This is a genomic window from Sphingomonas sp. (assembly GCF_035944535.1).
Lineage (GTDB): Bacteria > Pseudomonadota > Alphaproteobacteria > Sphingomonadales > Sphingomonadaceae > Sphingomonas_B.
On sequence record NZ_DASZBC010000010.1, the window covers coordinates 176646 to 193815 of the forward strand.

The 17170-nt window shown below is 65.0% G+C and carries 20 protein-coding genes; 13 read left to right on the forward strand and 7 right to left on the reverse strand.

Going from position 1 to position 17170, the window contains the following annotated elements; all coding sequences use genetic code 11:
* Positions 1-14 precede the first annotated feature (14 nt).
* The 3 genes from VGT77_RS10885 to VGT77_RS10895 are packed head-to-tail and all read left to right on the forward strand — an operon-like array spanning position 15 to position 3231.
* The gene (locus VGT77_RS10885; protein WP_327462631.1) at positions 15-695 is read left to right on the forward strand and encodes a DUF4331 family protein; all 681 of its coding nucleotides are present in this window, start codon (positions 15-17) and stop codon (positions 693-695) included.
* Positions 674-2014, forward strand: a complete 1341-nt coding sequence (locus VGT77_RS10890; protein WP_327462448.1) for a hypothetical protein — start codon at positions 674-676, stop codon at positions 2012-2014. The genes VGT77_RS10885 and VGT77_RS10890 overlap by 22 nt, the downstream gene beginning before the upstream one ends.
* The gene (locus VGT77_RS10895) at positions 2011-3231 is read left to right on the forward strand and encodes a HupE/UreJ family protein (RefSeq protein ID WP_327462450.1); all 1221 of its coding nucleotides are present in this window, start codon (positions 2011-2013) and stop codon (positions 3229-3231) included. Before VGT77_RS10890 ends, VGT77_RS10895 begins: the two co-directional genes overlap by 4 nt.
* A gap of 3 nt (positions 3232-3234) precedes the next feature.
* Here VGT77_RS10895 and VGT77_RS10900 read toward each other — a convergent pair whose 3' ends face one another.
* The gene (locus VGT77_RS10900; RefSeq protein WP_327462452.1) at positions 3235-4737 is read right to left on the reverse strand and encodes a replicative DNA helicase; all 1503 of its coding nucleotides are present in this window, start codon (positions 4735-4737) and stop codon (positions 3235-3237) included.
* A 171-nt stretch (positions 4738-4908) separates the two neighbouring features.
* On the opposite strand from VGT77_RS10900, the gene VGT77_RS10905 reads away from it, so the two are divergent.
* From VGT77_RS10905 to VGT77_RS10925, 5 genes are all read left to right on the forward strand, one after another.
* Positions 4909-5391, forward strand: a complete 483-nt coding sequence (locus tag VGT77_RS10905; protein WP_327462454.1) for a UPF0262 family protein — start codon at positions 4909-4911, stop codon at positions 5389-5391.
* A gap of 87 nt (positions 5392-5478) precedes the next feature.
* Positions 5479-5916 (forward strand): cytidine deaminase, encoded by a 438-nt coding sequence (locus tag VGT77_RS10910; protein ID WP_414713386.1) that lies wholly within the window; start codon positions 5479-5481, stop codon positions 5914-5916.
* Positions 5917-6471 (forward strand): dCTP deaminase, encoded by a 555-nt coding sequence (gene dcd, locus VGT77_RS10915; protein WP_327462458.1) that lies wholly within the window; start codon positions 5917-5919, stop codon positions 6469-6471.
* Positions 6472-6500: 29 nt separating this feature from the next.
* Positions 6501-6749, forward strand: a complete 249-nt coding sequence (locus VGT77_RS10920; RefSeq protein ID WP_327462460.1) for a type II toxin-antitoxin system prevent-host-death family antitoxin — start codon at positions 6501-6503, stop codon at positions 6747-6749.
* Positions 6739-7026, forward strand: coding sequence for a type II toxin-antitoxin system RelE/ParE family toxin (locus VGT77_RS10925; protein ID WP_327462462.1), 288 nt, complete (start codon positions 6739-6741; stop codon positions 7024-7026). The genes VGT77_RS10920 and VGT77_RS10925 overlap by 11 nt, the downstream gene beginning before the upstream one ends.
* Before the next feature lie 2 nt (positions 7027-7028).
* On the opposite strand, the gene sdhA is transcribed toward VGT77_RS10925, so the two are convergent.
* The 3 genes from sdhA to sdhC are packed head-to-tail and all read right to left on the reverse strand — an operon-like array spanning position 7029 to position 9651.
* Positions 7029-8849, reverse strand: coding sequence for a succinate dehydrogenase flavoprotein subunit (sdhA, locus tag VGT77_RS10930; RefSeq protein WP_327462465.1), 1821 nt, complete (start codon positions 8847-8849; stop codon positions 7029-7031).
* The gene (sdhD, locus tag VGT77_RS10935; protein WP_327462467.1) at positions 8849-9235 is read right to left on the reverse strand and encodes a succinate dehydrogenase, hydrophobic membrane anchor protein; all 387 of its coding nucleotides are present in this window, start codon (positions 9233-9235) and stop codon (positions 8849-8851) included. Before sdhD ends, sdhA begins: the two co-directional genes overlap by 1 nt.
* A complete protein-coding gene (sdhC, locus tag VGT77_RS10940) occupies positions 9235-9651 on the reverse strand; it encodes a succinate dehydrogenase, cytochrome b556 subunit (RefSeq protein WP_327462469.1) in 417 nt (138 codons plus the stop codon). Before sdhC ends, sdhD begins: the two co-directional genes overlap by 1 nt.
* 148 nt (positions 9652-9799) lie before the next feature.
* Here sdhC and VGT77_RS10945 point away from each other — a divergent pair, with 148 nt between their 5' ends.
* The 4 genes from VGT77_RS10945 (at position 9800) to VGT77_RS10960 (ending at position 14512) form a co-directional block, all read left to right on the forward strand.
* Positions 9800-11161 (forward strand): methyl-accepting chemotaxis protein, encoded by a 1362-nt coding sequence (locus VGT77_RS10945; RefSeq protein WP_327462471.1) that lies wholly within the window; start codon positions 9800-9802, stop codon positions 11159-11161.
* A 120-nt stretch (positions 11162-11281) separates the two neighbouring features.
* Positions 11282-11962 carry an SDR family oxidoreductase gene (locus VGT77_RS10950; protein WP_327462473.1) on the forward strand — a complete coding sequence of 227 codons (681 nt, stop codon included), beginning with the start codon at positions 11282-11284 and terminating at the stop codon, positions 11960-11962.
* Entirely contained in the window at positions 11952-12884 is a 933-nt protein-coding gene (locus VGT77_RS10955) for a 50S ribosomal protein L11 methyltransferase (RefSeq protein ID WP_327462475.1), read from the forward strand. The genes VGT77_RS10950 and VGT77_RS10955 overlap by 11 nt, the downstream gene beginning before the upstream one ends.
* Before the next feature lie 2 nt (positions 12885-12886).
* Complete coding sequence (locus VGT77_RS10960; RefSeq protein ID WP_327462477.1) at positions 12887-14512, forward strand: alpha-amylase family glycosyl hydrolase; 1626 nt, start codon at positions 12887-12889, stop codon at positions 14510-14512.
* Here the strand turns inward: VGT77_RS10960 and VGT77_RS10965 are convergent.
* Positions 14461-14736: a DUF3297 family protein gene (locus VGT77_RS10965; protein WP_327462479.1), complete on the reverse strand. Its 276-nt coding sequence runs from the start codon at positions 14734-14736 to the stop codon at positions 14461-14463. The two genes, VGT77_RS10960 and VGT77_RS10965, sit on opposite strands and share 52 nt — an antisense overlap.
* Before the next feature lie 132 nt (positions 14737-14868).
* Between VGT77_RS10965 and VGT77_RS10970 the strand changes: the two genes are divergently transcribed.
* A complete protein-coding gene (locus tag VGT77_RS10970) occupies positions 14869-15297 on the forward strand; it encodes a hypothetical protein (protein ID WP_327462481.1) in 429 nt (142 codons plus the stop codon).
* Here VGT77_RS10970 and VGT77_RS10975 read toward each other — a convergent pair.
* Both VGT77_RS10975 and VGT77_RS10980 read right to left on the reverse strand, forming a co-directional pair.
* The gene (locus VGT77_RS10975; protein WP_327462483.1) at positions 15294-16685 is read right to left on the reverse strand and encodes a UdgX family uracil-DNA binding protein; all 1392 of its coding nucleotides are present in this window, start codon (positions 16683-16685) and stop codon (positions 15294-15296) included. The two genes, VGT77_RS10970 and VGT77_RS10975, sit on opposite strands and share 4 nt — an antisense overlap.
* Positions 16682-17158, reverse strand: a complete 477-nt coding sequence (locus VGT77_RS10980) for a hemerythrin domain-containing protein (RefSeq protein ID WP_327462485.1) — start codon at positions 17156-17158, stop codon at positions 16682-16684. The genes VGT77_RS10975 and VGT77_RS10980 overlap by 4 nt, the downstream gene beginning before the upstream one ends.
* Positions 17159-17170 lie beyond the last annotated feature (12 nt).

A 17170-nucleotide genomic window follows, 5' to 3' on the forward strand; every position in this document is an offset into this window, starting at 1 on the left:
CTCGCTTCTTGCTCGTGCTTTCCGGCGCAACCATTTTGCCGTTACTGGCCGGCTGCGGCGGCGATGGTCAAAGCGCGGCGCCCCGGCCAGCCCCCGTCGCGACTGTTGCCCCGACGCCCAGCCCGACGATCACCGGAACCAGCTTCGACGTCACGCCTTGTCTGAACCAGCAGGTCGCGCTGGGTGTCAGCGTGACCAACCTGATCATTCCCGACACGATCAAAATGGACCTGAGCAAGCCGAACGGTTTTCCGAATGGGCGGCGTCTGGAAGACCCGGTCGTGGACGTCACGTTGGCCGTGCTGTTTCTCGATCTGACCAAGCATCCAGCCAATCTGTTCGCCAGCCTGCCTTTGAACCCGCCAACTAACGATGTGCCGTTTCCGAGCTCCTTTCCCTATGTCGCAAAGGCGCAAGGCAATCCGCCTCTGCCACCGACCAACGGCAGCAATTATAACTTCAGAACCGATCCGGCTTCAGCCTATGTAAGGGTGGACCGGACCGGAATGCCGGCAGTCGCAACCGCACTCATCTCCCCGCCACAAAAGAACCCTTACAACGACGCCGACCCGGTGGACGACGTAGCGGGCAAGTTCGTGCCCGACATGAAGGCGACGTTGACCGGCCTTACCAACGCACTGGCCGACGACTTCCAGCGTCTGAACCTCAACATGTGCGCCAAGCCGGTGGCGTGAACGTGGCGTTGCCGCGGCCGACCGCGGCAAGGATCATTGCGGCCGGCGTGTTGGTCGCGGTCGCACTGTTCGCGCTCGCGCGGATCGAAGAGCATTGGCGCGCCCCGCCCACGTCTCCCCCCCTGGCGGTAGCGCTCCGCCAATACAGCTACGTTCAGGCAAAGTCGGGTCTGGATGCGGAGATCATCGGCGCGCGCTCGTTGGCGGCGAACCGCGAAGATGATTGGCTGACTCGCGAACGTCTCGCCCTACTGCTGATGGATCGAGCGCGCCTGACGGGCGATTTCACCGACCTTTTGGAGGCGCAAAGGTCACTCGACCGCGGTTTCGCTGCCGCACCGGAAGGAAGCGGCCCGCACATGACCGCGGCGATTCTGGCGCTGAGCGAGCACCGTCTCGATACCACGGAGCGCCTTCTCGCCAGCATTGACCGCTATGCTGTCGAGCCTGACCCGAAGACGCGTTCGGCGCAGCGCGCCCTCCGCGGCGACGTAGCGTTCTACCGGGGTCGCTACCGCGCCGCGCTCGTCGCCTATGCGGCACTACCGCAGCCAGATTACCGGCTGGCGATCTTTCGCGCACGGACCGGACAGCCGGACATGGCGCTGGATACGATCGGCAGAATCGAGCGAACCGCATTGCACACCGGTCACGCGCTCGCCCAGCTCGCCCTGCTGCGCGGCACGATCCAGCTGCAGCGCGGCGACTGGGATGCCGCTGAAGCGAGCTTCGTCGAAGCGGACCGGCGGTTCCCCGGCTGGTGGCTGGCAGCCGCGCATCGGGCGCAGATGCTAGCGTTACGTGGGCAGCAGCCGGCCGCGATCCGCGCCTTCAAAGCGCTAGCGGGAGCTCATGGCGACCCGATGCTGCGCGACGCGCTCGCCAGCCTGTACCGCGCCAGCGGCGATTATGCGCAGTCGCGTGCTTGGGCGGAGCAAGCAGCGCAAGGTTGGGCCGAGCGGCTGCGGCTGCTCCCCGACGCGGCGCTGGGCCATGCCGCCGAACATGAGCTCGCCTTCGGGACGCCCGAACGGGCGCTGATGCTCGCGTCGCGCGACTTCGACCTTCGCCCGCATGGCGCGACAGCGATCACTTTGGCTTGGGCCCTCATCGCGAACAACAGGCCCGCGGACGCGCTGCGCCTCATGGAGCGGGTGAACCGGTCCAGCTGGAGCTCGGCCGAGCAGCATCTGGTAGCCGCCCGTGCTCACGCCCTGCTCGGGCACGGCGAGGCTGCGGCAGAGGCGGAAAAGCGGGCATTGGCGATCAACCCGAGGGCACTGGATGCGTCCGCCGCTACCTTATGGTTCGGCCATTGAAGCGGCTTCTGCTCCTCCTGCTGTCGCTGATCGCATCGCCAGCCGCCGCGCATCTGACGCCCAATTCCGAAATCCGGCTCGATTTCGGCACGAGGGCGGTCGAGGCCGAAGCGATCATACCGCTTCCTGAACTCGGCTTCGCGCTGAGGCGGCAAGTTCAGGCAGTGCTCGGGCCGGTCAATGATCCGGAGATCCGCGCCTATGTCGCCGAACGGCTGGCGGTACCCGGCTGGCGGGTGCGGGTGGAGGCGATAGACATCATCCATGAGGCAGGGCCGCCCGATCTCCGAGCCCGCTACCGCTTGGAGCCACCCCCGGACGCCTCCCCCCGCCGTTTCACACTCGACTATCGCGTAGTGATCGACCGGGTGCCGAACCACATGGTGCTCGTCGTCGCGCGCAATGACTTCGCCGGTGGTCACGTCAGCGCCGAACCGAAGCTGCTCGGCGCCCTGCAAGGCACTCGCACCCGGCTGGCAGTCGACCGCGGCGGCGCGAGCGACTGGAAGGGCTTCGCTGCCGCGGCGCAGCTCGGCATGCACCACATCGCCGAAGGGCACGATCATCTCCTCTTTCTCGTCGCGCTGCTGCTGCCTGCCCCGCTGCTTGCGAAGGGGCGGCGTTGGAACGGCTATGCCGGGCTGCGCCACACCGGTCGCGGCCTGATCGCCGTGGTCACCGCCTTCACCATCGGCCATTCGCTGACCCTGATCGGCGGTGCCTTCCTTGGCTGGCAGCTGCCGGTCCAGCCAGTCGAGATCGGCATCGCCTTGTCGGTGCTGATCTCGGCCGTTCACGCGTGGCGTCCGCTCTTCGCGGGACGCGAGGCGATTGTTGCCGGCCTGTTCGGCCTCGTCCACGGCCTCGCCTTCGCAACGCTGATCGGACATCTCGGCATGGAGCCAGCGCAGAAGGCCAAAGCGATCCTCGGGTTCAATATCGGCATCGAACTGATCCAGCTGCTCGTCGTCGCGGCCGTCATGCCTGCTTTGATCATGCTCGCCCGTACGCGCTTCTACCCGCCCGTGCGCATGGCGGGCGCCGCGCTCGCCGGCACCGCCGCTCTCGCATGGCTCACCGAACGCTTGTTCCAAGTCGAAAACCCGATCGCCAGCGCCATCGACCAAGGGCTCAGCTACGCGCCCTGGCTGCTCGCCCTGCTGACCGTCGCCGCAGCCACCGCCTTCATGCTCGGCCGCAAAGCGCATGCCGCCTGAGTTTCAACCCATGCGTTGAGGCAGGTAGCTGTCGTCTATGAAGTCGCTGAACTTGGTGATGTTGCTTTCAAACTTCAGCCGCACCTTGCCCGTCGCGCCGTGGCGCTGTTTGGCGATGATCACTTCCGCCTTCTGGAACGCGTCCTGCATTTCCTGCACCCAGGCATTGTACGCCTCGGCCGTTTTTCCATCCTGACTGTCGCCCTTGGGCTCGCGCGCAGCGACATAATATTCCTCTCGATAGACGAAGAGCACGATGTCGGCGTCCTGCTCGATCGAGCCGGATTCACGAAGATCGGAGAGCTGTGGCCTTTTGTCCTCGCGCTGCTCGACGGCACGGCTGAGCTGCGACAGCGCCATCACTGGCACGTTCAGCTCCTTGGCGAGCGTCTTCAGGCCGCGGCTGATCTCGGAGATCTCCTGCACCCGATTGTCGCCGCTGCTCTTGCCGCCGCCGGTCAGCAGCTGGAGGTAGTCGACGATGATCAGGCCGATGCCATGCTTGCGCTTCATCCGCCGCGCGCGCGTCCTCAGCGCGGCGATGGTGAGGCCCGGCGTGTCGTCGATATAGAGCGGCAGATTCTCAAGCTCCGCCGCAGCGCGCGCGAACTGGTTGAACTCGTCGCGGCTGAGCGAACCCGAACGGATTTTGGAGCCGACCACACCCGAATTTTCCGCGAGGATACGAGTTGCCAACTGGTCGGCGGACATTTCGAGGCTGAAGAAAGCAACCGGTGCGCCGAGCGATTTGGCGGGATCGATCCCGTCCTCGATATCGCGCTGGTAACGCTGGGCGGCGTTGAAGGCGATGTTGGTGGCGAGCGAGGTCTTGCCCATGCCCGGGCGGCCGGCAAGGATCAGCAGGTCGGACCGCTGCAGGCCGCCGGTGCGATGGTTCAGATCCTCCAGGCCGGTCGTCACGCCTGAGATATGGCCGCCCGAGTTCTGCGCCTTCTCCGCTTGGGCGATCGCGATGCGCGCCGCCTGCAGGAAGCTTTTGGTGCCTCCCTGCTCGCCACCCTGTTCGGCGACGCGGTACAGCGCCACTTCGGCCTGTTCGATCTGGCTTTTCGGGTCGACCGCCTCCGACGTGTCGAGCGCATTCTCGACCATCTCGCGGCCCACGCCGACCAGCTCCCGTAGCAGCGCCAGGTCATAGACCTGCTCGGCGAAGTCGCGCGCGCCGATCAGGGCGGCACCGCTGCCGGTCAGCTGGGCGAGATAGGCGGGGCCGCCCAGATCCTTCATCGCCTCATCGCTGTCGAACATCGGCTTCAGCGTTACCGGATTGGCGACCATGTTGCGGTCGACCAGCTTCAGGATCGCGTCGTAGATCCGCCCGTGAATCGGCTCGAAGAAATGATCGGCCTTCAGCTTCAGCTGCACGTCTTCGACCAGGCGATTGTCGATCATCAGCGCGCCAAGCAGCGCCGCCTCTGCCTCGATATTATGCGGCAGGGTCTGGGGTTCGACGCTCGCGTCGTGAATCAGCTTGAGCTCGGGCATGGGCGCATCATGCGCGCCGCGTGACTCGCACTCAAGACAACAAGCCTGTGGATGCTTTGGTGAATGGATTCAGTCACTCCGGCTCAAGCGATCGTGTGCGACGAGCCGGGCGGGAAAGAGGATGGATTCCGGCTTTCGCGCAAATGACGAAGAGGGCTAGGACGAGCGGACATGAGCGATCCGCGCATCATCGACATCGAGCTGGACGAGCACACGATCCTGTGGCGCTCGGCCGATGTTGAACAGGAGCGGCGGATCGCCATATTCGACCTGCTAGAAGGCAATCATTTCGCGCCGCAGCGTGAGCATGCCGACGGCTATAAGGGCCCCTACCGGATCAAGCTGCGAGTCGAGGAAGGCCGGCTGGCGCTGGACATATACCGCGAGGACCGCACGCACCTTGAGACGTTGGTGCTGGCGCTCGGGCGCTTTCGCAGGCCGATCAAGGACTATTTCGCAATCTGCGACAGCTATTATCAGGCGATCCGGCAGGCCACGCCGCAGCAGATCGAGACGGTGGATATGGCCCGCCGCGCCGTTCACAACGAAGCCGCCGAGCTGCTGCAGGAGCGGCTCGCGGGCAAGATCGACGTGGATTTCGACACGGCGCGGCGCCTCTTCACGCTCATCTGCGTGCTGCACATCAAGGGGTGAGCGTCTCGCTTGACCTCCACTTTCCGTTCGTGTCGAGCGAAGTCGAGACACGGCTTCTCGACTGCGCTCGAAGCGAACGGAGATGAGGTGACAAGAAAAGAACTGATTGAAGCCGCTCGCGCGGCTGCACGCAACGCCCACGCGCCCTATTCGCGCTTCGGGGTCGGCGCGACGCTGCTGATGACGGACGGCAGCGTGGTCACCGGCTGCAATTTCGAGAATGCGAGCTACGGCTTGTCGCTCTGCGCCGAAACGGTGGCGCTCGCCAAGGCGAACAGCGAAGGACGCCTGCGCGACGTGGCGGAAGTCGCAGTGATTGGCGGCACGATCACACCCGAAGGGCTGAGGGGCGGCTCTGTCGTCAGCCCCTGCGGCCGCTGCCGTCAGGTGCTGAACGAAGCGGCGCAGCTGGGCGGTCGCGACTTGCCTATCCACTGCGCCTCTGCCGATGGTGCGCATGTCGAAAGCTATCGCCTGTCCGAACTGCTGCCGCATGCATTCGGGCCGGCCAATCTGGGGATGTGAATGTCGATCCTGTCCGACCGGTGGATACGCGAACAGGCGCTTGGGAACGGCATGATCGAGCCGTTCGTCGAGAGCCAGCGGCGTGAGGGCTGCATCAGCTATGGCCTGTCGAGCTATGGCTATGACGCGCGTGTGGCCGACGAGTTCAAGATTTTCACCAACGTCGACAATGCGATCGTCGACCCGAAGGACTTCGCCGCCAACAGCTTCGTCGACCGTAAGACGAACGTCTGCATCATTCCGCCGAACAGCTTCGCGCTGGCGCGCACCGTCGAATATTTCCGCGTGCCGCGCGATGTGCTCGTCATCTGCCTCGGCAAATCGACCTATGCACGTTGCGGCATCATCGTGAACGTGACGCCGCTTGAGCCCGGCTGGGAGGGGCATGTGACCCTGGAATTCTCCAACACCACGCCCCTCCCCGCCAAAATCTACGCCAACGAAGGCGCCTGCCAGTTCCTGTTCCTGCAGGGCAACGAACCGTGCGAAGTCAGCTACGCTGATCGCGCGGGCAAATATATGGGTCAACAAGGCGTAACCCTGCCAAGGTTGTAAAGACCTAATAAGAGCCCTATATTCCGGTCATGATCGATCCCATTCTCGCCAACGCCAGCGTCAGCATCAGCACGCTCAAGAAGAATCCCAGCGCCGTCATCAAGGCAGCGGAGGGGTTCCCGGTCGCCGTGCTCAATCACAACAAGCCGACAGCTTACATCGTGCCGGCAGAGGCATGGGAAGCACTGCTCGACCGGCTTGAGGATATCGAACTGGCAGAGATTGTTCGTCAGCGTGAAGGCGAGGTCGGCATCCGAGTCGACATAAATGACCTATGAGCTCGAGTTCCTTCCAAGCGCTCAGAAAGAGTGGCGCAAGCTAGGTTACACAGTTCGGGAGCAGTTCACGCGCAAGCTGCGGCGCGTCCTAGAAGAACCGCACCGTCCGGCCGCTCGCCTCCACGCGATGCCGGACTGCTACAAGATCAAGCTGAAGGACTCAGGGTATCGGCTTGTCTATCGAGTGATCGATCGGGTCGTAGTCGTGCAGGTTGTCGCCATCGGCAAACGTGATGGCGACGTGTACGATGACGCGATTGGCCGGCTTGACAGCTAAGCTCAATATACCCGCTTCTTCGGCTTGATGTATTCGGCGTCGTCGGTGAGCGTGTATTCGTGGACGGGGCGGTAGTCGATCGTCACCCCTTCCTTGGCCAGCGACACGCCGGGGGCGCCGCCGGCCGAGTTCAGCCAGGTCACCGTGTGCTTCATCCAGTTCGCGTCGTCGCGCTCGGGGAAGTCCTCGTGCATGTGCGCACCGCGGCTTTCCTTGCGGTTAGCGGCCGAGTGCATGGTCACCACTGCCTGGGCGAGCAGATTGTCGAGCTCCAGCGTCTCGACTAGGTCGGTGTTCCAGACCAGCGAGCGGTCGGTCACGTGCACGTCGTCGATCGAACGCGCGATGGCGTCGATCTTGGTCTGGCCTTCCGCCAGCAGCGCTGAATCGCGGAACACTGCGGCATGCGCCTGCATCGTCTTCTGCATGTCGCGGCGGATCTGAGCAGTCGGGGAGCCGCCCTTTGCATGGCGAAAGCGGTCGAGCCTTGTGAGAGCGAACTCTTCCGATCCCTTGGGCAGCGGATTGTGCGGCGTATTCGGCTTCTGGATGTCGGCGATGCGCAGGCCCGTCGCCCGGCCGAATACGACGAGGTCGATTAGCGAGTTGGAGCCGAGCCGGTTGGCCCCATGCACCGAGACGCAAGCCGCTTCGCCGACTGCGAACAGGCCAGGCACCACGCTGTCCGGATTGCCATCCTTCAGCGTGACGACTTCACCATGATAATTGGTCGGGATGCCGCCCATATTATAGTGCACGGTCGGCACCACCGGCAGCGCTTGGCGGGTCAGGTCGACATTGGCGAAGACCTTGCCGGTCTCGGTGATCCCGGGCAGCCGCTCGTGCAGCACCTTGGCGTCGATATGGTCGAGGTGAAGGAAGATGTGATCCTTCTCCTTGCCGACGCCGCGCCCTTCCCGAATCTCCATCGCCATCGAACGCGAGACGACATCGCGCGAGGCCAGGTCCTTGGCCGAGGGCGCATAGCGCTCCATGAAGCGCTCGCCCTCGGAGTTGGTGAGGTAACCGCCCTCACCGCGGGCGCCTTCGGTGATCAGCACGCCCGCGCCATAGATGCCGGTCGGGTGGAATTGGACAAACTCCATGTCCTGCAGCGGAAGCCCGGCGCGCAGCACCATCGCATTGCCATCGCCGGTGCAGGTGTGGGCGGATGTCGCCGAGAAATAGCAACGGCCATAGCCACCCGTAGCCAGCACCGTCTGATGGCTGCGGAAACGGTGGATCGTGCCGTCGTCCATGCACAAGGCGATCACGCCCCGGCAGGCGCCATTCTCCATGATCAAATCGAGCGCGAAATACTCGATGAAGAAGTCGGCATCATATTTGAGGCTCTGCTGGTAGAGCGTGTGCAGCATGGCGTGACCGGTGCGGTCCGCCGCGGCCGCCGTCCGCTGCACCGGCGGTCCCTCGCCCATATTCTGCATATGGCCGCCGAACGGGCGCTGGTAGATGGTGCCATTCTCGTTGCGGCTGAACGGCATGCCGGCATGTTCGAGCTCGTAAACCGCGGCAGGTGCCTCGCGGCACAGATATTCGATCGCGTCCTGATCGCCGAGCCAATCCGAGCCCTTGACCGTGTCGTACATGTGCCATGACCAATGGTCGGGCGAGTTGTTGCCGAGCGACGCCGCGATGCCGCCCTGTGCCGCGACAGTGTGGCTGCGGGTCGGGAACACCTTGGTAATGCAGGCGGTCTTCAGCCCGGCGCCGGCAATGCCCATCGTCGCTCGCAGGCCCGCGCCGCCTGCGCCGACCACCACCGCGTCATAGGTGTGATCGATGATCTTGTACGCGTCCGCCATCAGGCCGCACCCCCGCCAAAGGCGATCTTGAGAATGGAGAAGATCGCGAAGGCCGCCATCGCGATCACGTAGAAATTGAGCAGCACCAGCGCGACCACCCGCGTCTCGTCATGCTGGTAATCCTCGATCACCACCTGCAGGCCCATGCGGAAATGCCAGAAGACGCTGGCCACCAGCAGCATCATCGGCACCGCCGCCATCGGTGAGGACAACCAGGTGGTGATCGTCAGATAGTCGAACGCCGGCAGCCGCAGCAGCGAGATGAGCAGCCAGCTCATCAGCAGGAAGTTGGAGCCCGCGGTCAGCCGGTGCATCCACCAATGGTGCGCGCCGGTCTTGGCGGAGCCGAGCCCGCGGACGCGGCCGATTTCAGTGCCCGTGCCCATCAGTTCCTCCCCACGAGCAGAACTGCCCAGAAGATCAAGGTCATCAGGATCGAAAAGCCCCAGGTCAGCTGTGCCGAAAGCTTGTTGCTCTTCAGCTCGAAGTTGGCGCCGGTGTCCATCACCAGGTGGCGGATCCCCGAGGCCATGTGCTGGAACAGAGTGAGCGTCAGCCCGATGCCGAACAGATAGCCGAGAATGTTGAGCTCGCCCGATGACACCGTGAACACGTCGCGGAAGTTCGCATAAGCCTCTGGCCCGCTCGCCAGCGCAACCAGCCACCAGACGAGCAGGATGGCGCCAACCGTCGCCATGCCGGACCCAGTCACGCGGTGCAGGATCGAGACCGCCATGTGCGGCCCCCAGCGCCATATCGTCAGGTGCGGCGACAAGGGCCGGTTGCGGTTGCTGCTGCTCATCGGAGCCCCTCTTCCTGTTCTTCGGGGAAGCTCTTAGCCAATGCGCCGCCGCTTGCAATAATGCGGCTCCGTGGCGCCGATGTTTAACCCGGGCTTTACCAGCGGAGGCCTAGCAGGAGCCGGACGGCGTAGCGAAGGACGAAGCCAAGTGAGTTCTCAGAAAACTGCGAACACCAACCAACTTGCGGACACCATCGCGATCTCGGTACGCGAGCGGCTCAACGAATTCGACCGCGACGGCACTCTGACCAGCGATCTGCGCGAGGCGTATGAGGTTGTCGAGCCGAAGGCGGACGACATCTCCCGCCGCTTCTGGGAAGCCTTCAACCAGTCGAACTACGTGCAGCCGAAGGTCACGGGCGAGGCGCTGGAAAAAAGGATTGCGGCGAGCACCGCTTTCACGCGCGAGAAATTCATGAACTTGTCGGGCCAAGCCTGGGCCGACATGGCGCGCACCAATGCAGCTTTCTGCGAGCGCGCGGGCGTGCCGCTCTACGCTTCGCTTGCAGCTTTCGCCGCCGCCTACGATCTCGCGATGGAAACCGTCTTCCACGCCTGCAAGGACGACATCAGGAGACTCGCCCGCCTGACCCGTGCTATCCGCCGGGCGGCAATGATCGAGGCAGAAATCATGTCTGCCTTTGTAGCTGAGCTGCGCGCCCGCCAGGCGGCAGCAGGCCGGTCCGAACAAGCAGACCTGTTCCAGAACCGGGTCGCGTCGGAGGTCTCCACCACCGTTTCGCTAGGCGAGTCCCTGCGCACGCAGGCCGCCGATGCTTCGATCGCCGCGCGAGGGATGCTCGGCAAGGCCTCCGAAGTCGCCGCTGCCGCCGAACAGTCGGCCGTTGCGATGCGGGAAGCGGCCCACACCGCAGCCGGCCTGATCCGAGCGATTGAGGATGCCCGCACCGAAGTGGAAACCGCCGCGGGCATCGCCACGCGTGCCGCTGGCCAGGCGACCGCCGCCGTCGAGGTCTCCGAAGCCCTGTCGAACCATGCTCAGTCGATCGAGTCGATCCTCGGCCTCATCCGCGATATCGCCGGGCAGACCAACCTGCTGGCGCTCAACGCCACCATCGAAGCGGCGCGCGCCGGCGATGCCGGCCGCGGCTTCGCGGTCGTCGCTCAGGAAGTGAAGAGCCTCGCCAATCAGACGGCGCGTGCGACCGACGACATCGCCGCCAAGATTGCTGCCATCCAGGCCGCGACCCGTACCACGGTCGAAGCCAATGGCTCGATCCGCGACACGGTCGGCGAAGTCCAGCAATCCGCAGACCGCATCCGCGCAGCGATGGAGACGCAGGCGCAGACGGTCACCATGATCACCGCCGCGGTGGACGAGACCGCGCTGGCCGCGGACTCCATGTCCTCGACCATCGCCTCGATCCGACAAGACACCGAGACGGTCGCCAGCGAGATCGACGAACTCGAGACGGGCTTCCGCAAGGTCGACGACCAGCTGGGGCATTTGAAGTCGGCGGCGCAGGATTATGTGAAGCTGGTGGCGTAGTCAGAAGCGAAGAACAGGGCTTCGGACAGGCTCAGCCCGGACGGGTGGAGGAGAGATCGTCCCAAGCTCCGTTCGGGCTGAGCTTGTCGAAGCCCTGCTTTTCCTTTTACCGCCGCACCCATGACGAACATCCTCCTGACCGGGGCCTCGCGCGGGATCGGCGCGGCTTGCGCCGAGGCTTTCAGCGCCCACAATCTGATCGGCACGTCCAGCGCCGATGGCGACCTGGCCGATCCCGCGACCCCGCAGCGCATCTGGAACAGCGCGCTCGAGCGGTTGGACGGGCGGATCGACGTGCTCGTCAACAATGCAGGCGTGTTCGAAGCGGCGCCGGTGGACCTGGCTCACGACAAATGGGTCGGCGCCTGGGAGCGGACGATGCGGATCAACCTGACTGCTTCGGCCGAGCTCTGCCGGCTCGCCGTGCTCCACTTCCGCGAACAGGGCGGCGGCCGCATCGTCAACGTCGCCAGCCGCGCCGCCTATCGCGGCGACTCGCCGGCGCACTGGCATTACGCCGCGTCCAAGGCCGGCATGATCGGCATGACCAAATCGATCGCGCGCGGGTTCGCGGCCGAGAACATCCTCGCTTTCGCCGTCTGCCCCGGCTTCGTCATGACCGGCATGGCCGAGGATTATCTGGCGAGCCGCGGCGGCGACAAATTGCTCGCCGACATCCCGCTCGGCCGCGTCGCCACTCCGGACGAGGTTGCGTCCGCAGTGCGCTACCTGGCCCTCGAAGCGCCCGCCTCCATGACCGGCGCCGTGATCGACATCAACGGCGCGAGCTATGTCCGCTAGTACATGGAAGCTGACGCTGCCGTGCACGCGCGCGGAAGCCGAGGCCATCGACGCGGGCGCCATCGAGATCGACGCCGTGCTGATGACAACGGAGGTCGTCGAAGACGATGTCGAGCAGTGGCGGCTCGACGCCTATACGGAGGATGAGCCTGGGCCGGAGATGATCGCGGTCATTAGGGCCCTGGTGCCGAGCGCAGCTAACGTCACGCCCGACATCCAGCAGCTGAGCGACGAAGACTGGGTGGCGATGAGCCAGGCCGGGCTGGAGCCGATCCGCGAGGGCCGTTTCATCGTCCACACCGAAGCGCATCCGGTGGAGCCCCGCCCCGGCGAGCGCGCCTTCCTGATCAATGCGGGGCAAGCCTTCGGAACCGGCCACCACGGCACTACGGCCGGCTGCCTCGCAATGCTGGACAGGCTCGCGGGCGAAAGCTTCGATCGGGTCATCGACCTGGGCACCGGGACCGGCCTCCTCGCCTTCGCCGCCCGTCATCTCTGGCCCGGTGCGCAGGTGATCGCGACAGACATCGACCCGGTCGCGATCGACGTCACCGCCGAAAACGCGGAGACCAACGGCGTCCAGGGCGTCGAGCTGATCGTTGCCGACGGTGCTCGTTCGCCCGCGATCACCGGCAGCGCACCTTACGATCTGATCATCGCCAACATTCTCGCCGGCCCGCTGGTCGCAATGGCGCCGGAGATCGCCGCCATCGCCGCACCAAGTGCAACGATCGTGCTCGCCGGCCTGCTGACCAACCAGGCCGATAAGGTGCGCGCCGCCTATCGTGCGGTCGGCTGCTCGGTTGAAGAAATGGACGAGCGCGGCGACTGGACCATTCTACGGCTGCGGGCGGCTGCGGTTCCGGTCACCGATGCCAGGTCGGACGATGCTGGCCGCGAGAACTGGGCACGAGACATTTAGCCATGGCCGCAGAGGCGCCCTGGTGGAAACGCGCGGTTTTCTACCAGATTTATCCGCGCAGCTTTGCGGACGGGAATGGCAACGGCGTCGGCGACCTGGCCGGCATCATACACCGGCTGCCCTATATCGCCTCGCTCGGTATAGACGCGATCTGGCTGTCGCCCTTCTTCCGCTCGCCGATGAAGGATTATGGGTATGACGTCGCCGATTATCGCGACGTCGATCCGCTATTCGGCACCCTTTCCGACTTCGACAGGCTGCTTGAACACGCTCATTTACTCGGGCTCAAGCTGATCATCGACCAGGTCTGGTCGCACACGTCGGACCAGCATTCGTGGTTTAGGGACAGCGCCGCCCGGCGCGGCGGCTATGACGAATGGTATGTCTGGGCGGATGCGAAACCGGACGGCACGCCGCCCAACAATTGGCAAGCGAGCTTCGGCGGCCCGGCCTGGACCTGGCATCCGGGCCGCCGCCAATATTATCTGCACAACTTCCTTAGCTCGCAGCCCGACCTGAACTTCCACAATCCTGCCGTGCAGGATGCGATCTTGGACGTGGCTCGCTTCTGGCTCGATCGCGGCGTCGATGGCTTTCGGTTGGACGTGATCAACTATGTCGCGCACAATCCGGCACTGACCGACAATCCGGTCGCGCGTTACGCCGCCACTCCTCCGGCAACGATCCGCTTCCAGCGGCAGCGGCACAACAAATCCCAGCCGGAGGCGCTGGCCTTCGTCGCCCGGCTCCGCGCCCTGCTCGACGATTATGATGACAGGATGGCGGTCGGCGAGATCTTCGACGACGACATGCTGGCGCGGCAGCTGGAATATACCGATGGCCCGGACCGGCTGCACACCGCCTACAGCTTCCATCTCCTGAACGCGCGCAAGGCGACGCCGGACCTGTTTGCGGACGCCATAATGGCGTGGACCGATGCGGCGGGCTGGCCATCCTGGTCACTCGGCAATCACGACGTCCCGCGCTTTCCCACCCGGCTCGCCGCCGACGACCCGCGGCTCACCCGCAGCTCGATGCTCCTTCTGCTGTGCATGCGCGGCACACCCTTCCTCTACCAGGGCGACGAACTCGGCCTGCCCCAGGCGCGCGTGCCGTTCGAACGGCTGCGCGATCCTTTCGCCATCGCCAGCTGGACCGAAGACGCACAGGATGCCGGGCGCGACGGCGCCCGCACGCCCATGCCGTGGACCGAAGACATGCTCCGTACCGAGACCTGGTTGCCCATCGACTCGCGCCACCTGGCGCTCGCGGTGGAGCGGCAGGAGCGCGTTCCTCACTCGACGCTCCAGTTCACCCGGCGCTTGCTGGCCCTGCGGCGAGCACATCCGGCGCTGCAATATGGTGACGCCAGGCTGGTCGAAGCTCCCGCGGGCGTTCTCGCCTTCGAACGGCAACTCGGCGACCAGCGCCTACTGTGTCTGTTCGAACTGAGCGGGGCTGAATCCACCTACGACCTGCAGGGTCCGGGGGCGCTACTGGACACCGGTCTACCCGCTCAAGCCGCAGATGGACAGGTGACGCTGCCCGCCTACGGCGCAGCGATCCTGGCGCTGAGTCAGGCGCCTTGTTCGGCCTCGCCCTCCGCATCGGCCGCTGGCGTCAGGTAGTAGGGCTCGACCGGACCGGTCAGCTTGATGGTAAGTGGCCGGCCATGGCGGTCGACCTTCTTGCCGAGCGCCACGCGCACCCAGTTCTCCGAGACCGAATATTCCTCGACATCGGTGCGCTCATTGCCCTTGAAGCGAATGCCGATGCCGCGGCTCAGCACGTCCTGATTGAAGTGCGGGCTGCGCGGATCGTTCGAGAGGCGGTCGGGAGGCGTGTCGGTCATGGCCGAGGCGCATAGCCCGGACCCGCCCGACTTTGCAAAGGCTTGCGCACCGGCAGCGGCTATGGCCTGTTCGTCCGATCAAACGGGGGGACACTCATGAGGCTCGGCGTAGCGGCTTATAGATTTTTTGTGATGTCGCTCGCGCTTCGGACCGGTGCCGCCGCCTTCGACACCCTGTACAGCCATGCGGGCTGGTATGCCGATCCGGTCGCATGGACACGGCAGCCGATTAGTCCGCCGGGCGCGATGAACCCGTGGCCGATCCTGACCGTCTTGGCGGTCCTCGGAACGCTGACTGCCCTGATCGCCCTGTGGCGCGACCGTCGCATCAGGAGCCGCTCCGCCATCATTCCTCCACTCGGCCTTGTCGCGGTGCTGATCGCAACCGGCGTCTATTTTGTACCGACTTTAGTGGGGCTCGCGGATCACGCGAACTTGACCGACGCGCAGATCGTCGAGGCCGTCCGCCTCTGGATCACGCTCAACATCTTGCGCCTGCTCGCTTTGCTTGCGCTCTTTTACCTCGCTCTCGTCGCGCTGGGGCGGATGAGCAGCGACTAGGCGGCGAGGTCGCGCAGCCGCACGTTCGCCGTTTTCAGGTCCTCGACGAAGCGGCCGAATTCGTCCTCCGCCTTAGCCTTGTCCTGCAGCCGGAGCAGATAGCTTGGGTGGATCGTCACCCAGCATTCGCCGCCATCGGCCAGCTTGAGCGGCTGTCCGCGGCTGCCGGAAATCGTCACGACCTTGCCGAGCAGCGAGCGGGCGGCGGTGGCGCCGAGCGCGACAGTCACAGGCGGCCGGATCAGCACCCGCTCCTGATCGATCCACCAGCGGCAGGCGTCGATCTCCGAGCCGTTCGGCTTCGAATGGATGCGGCGCTTGCCGCGCTGCTCGAATTTGAAATGCTTCACCGCATTTGTGACATAGGTGTTCGAGCGGTCGACCCCCGCCTGCGCCAGCGCCTTGTCCAGCACCTGGCCGGCGGGCCCAACGAAGGGCTTGCCGGCCAGATCCTCCTGGTCGCCCGGCTGTTCGCCGACCAGCATCAGCTTGGCCGAGACTTCACCTTCGCCGAAGACGGTCTGCGTCGCGCACCTGTAGAGGTGGCAACGGGTGCACGCAGCCGCTTCGTCGCGCAGCGCTTCCCAGGCGACGCGCGCATTGCCGCCGATGTCCGCACGCGATGCCGCGACCATTCTAGCCTCCCGAGCCTGCGCCCCCGCGATCAGCTGCGGGACCAACGCGGTCTCCGGCATGTTTTTCCAATATTTGCGCGGCATCTCCTTCAGCATGGCGCCGACTTTCAGCCGTGCCGGGTTGAAGATCGAGCCGTAATAAGTGCGCCAGACCTCCTCTACGGCGTCGCCCTGCGGCGCATCCGCCTTGGTCGCGCCCGGACTTTCGGTGAGGCTCTCTCCATCCCAATGGATCGACAGTTCCGGCGTCAGGATCGACCAGTGCATCGACGCAAATCTTCTGACGAAGAAGCCGGCGTTGACGCGTACGATGTGATGCTCTGGCTCGAACCAGGCGACGAAGCGCGTGCCCTCCTCCGTCTCCACCTCGCGGAAGCGGACGAAGGCTCGCATCTTGTGCATGTCCCGCCGCACGCCTTTGGCCATCTCTTCCAGCCGCCGCAGCAGCGGATCAGCCCGGTCGTCCATGGCGCCAGGCTGGTCGCGCAGGCGCAACAGCATGCGGTAGAGCATGGCGAACCGCTCGGGATCGCTGTGCGCGACCACCGACTGGGCGAGCTCCACGAAGGGGCGCGGCACGCTGAAAGCCCCGGCAACTGCCTCCGGCACGGCTTCGTCGCCGAACAGATCGCCTGCCCGCTCGCCGACTTGCCAGACGACCTGGTCCGCCGGCACGCGCGCCGCCGCCAAGGCTCTCGCTGCGGTGCGCCAGCCGTCGAAGTCGTCCTCCGTCGCGAGCTGTGCGACCCTCACTCCCGCTCGTCGCTCCCGGGCGGATTGGCCTTGGCGTTCTCCAGCTCCGCCGGCTTGCGGTTCTCGTACACGCCCGCGAGTTCGCGCTCCTTGTGCTCGGACAGCACCTCCGAGGCGGCGGGGAACATCTCCTCCTCTTCCTCGTCGATATGGTGTTCGTAGCGGTGCCGGAGATGCTGGAACTTCGCATCCCATTCGGCAGAGGCGGCGTCCAGGTCCATCATCTCGGCGAGAATGTCGTCGACTTCCTTATGCTCGGCAACCGAGTGGCGGGCGTCGTCGCGCACCTCGGGCTTGGCCAACATCGTCGCATAGAGCGACTCTTCCTCCGCCGCCGCATGGGACTGGAGTTCCAGGCGGAACTCCTCGAACAGCTTGGCGCGGCCGTTGCCGCCTTCGCCAAGTCGGCGCAGCATATCCCGCTGCTTGTCGTGATCGCGCTTCAGCTTCGCGTAAATATCCTGATCGGCCATGCGGTCCTCCTT

Bases quoted from the DNA above. Each gene is read 5' to 3' on its own strand.
- VGT77_RS10900 (WP_327462452.1), bottom strand. From the start codon at position 4,737: ATGCCCGAGCTCAAGCTGATTCACGACGCGAGCGTCGAACCCCAGACC.
- VGT77_RS10905 (WP_327462454.1), top strand. From the start codon at position 4,909: ATGAGCGATCCGCGCATCATCGACATCGAGCTGGACGAGCACACGATC.
- dcd (WP_327462458.1), top strand. From the start codon at position 5,917: ATGTCGATCCTGTCCGACCGGTGGATACGCGAACAGGCGCTTGGGAAC.
- VGT77_RS10920 (WP_327462460.1), top strand. From the start codon at position 6,501: ATGATCGATCCCATTCTCGCCAACGCCAGCGTCAGCATCAGCACGCTC.
- VGT77_RS10925 (WP_327462462.1), top strand. From the start codon at position 6,739: ATGACCTATGAGCTCGAGTTCCTTCCAAGCGCTCAGAAAGAGTGGCGC.
- sdhA (WP_327462465.1), bottom strand. From the start codon at position 8,849: ATGGCGGACGCGTACAAGATCATCGATCACACCTATGACGCGGTGGTG.
- sdhD (WP_327462467.1), bottom strand. From the start codon at position 9,235: ATGGGCACGGGCACTGAAATCGGCCGCGTCCGCGGGCTCGGCTCCGCC.
- sdhC (WP_327462469.1), bottom strand. From the start codon at position 9,651: ATGAGCAGCAGCAACCGCAACCGGCCCTTGTCGCCGCACCTGACGATA.
- VGT77_RS10950 (WP_327462473.1), top strand. From the start codon at position 11,282: ATGACGAACATCCTCCTGACCGGGGCCTCGCGCGGGATCGGCGCGGCT.
- VGT77_RS10955 (WP_327462475.1), top strand. From the start codon at position 11,952: ATGTCCGCTAGTACATGGAAGCTGACGCTGCCGTGCACGCGCGCGGAA.
- VGT77_RS10960 (WP_327462477.1), top strand. From the start codon at position 12,887: ATGGCCGCAGAGGCGCCCTGGTGGAAACGCGCGGTTTTCTACCAGATT.
- VGT77_RS10965 (WP_327462479.1), bottom strand. From the start codon at position 14,736: ATGACCGACACGCCTCCCGACCGCCTCTCGAACGATCCGCGCAGCCCG.
- VGT77_RS10970 (WP_327462481.1), top strand. From the start codon at position 14,869: ATGTCGCTCGCGCTTCGGACCGGTGCCGCCGCCTTCGACACCCTGTAC.
- VGT77_RS10980 (WP_327462485.1), bottom strand. From the start codon at position 17,158: ATGGCCGATCAGGATATTTACGCGAAGCTGAAGCGCGATCACGACAAG.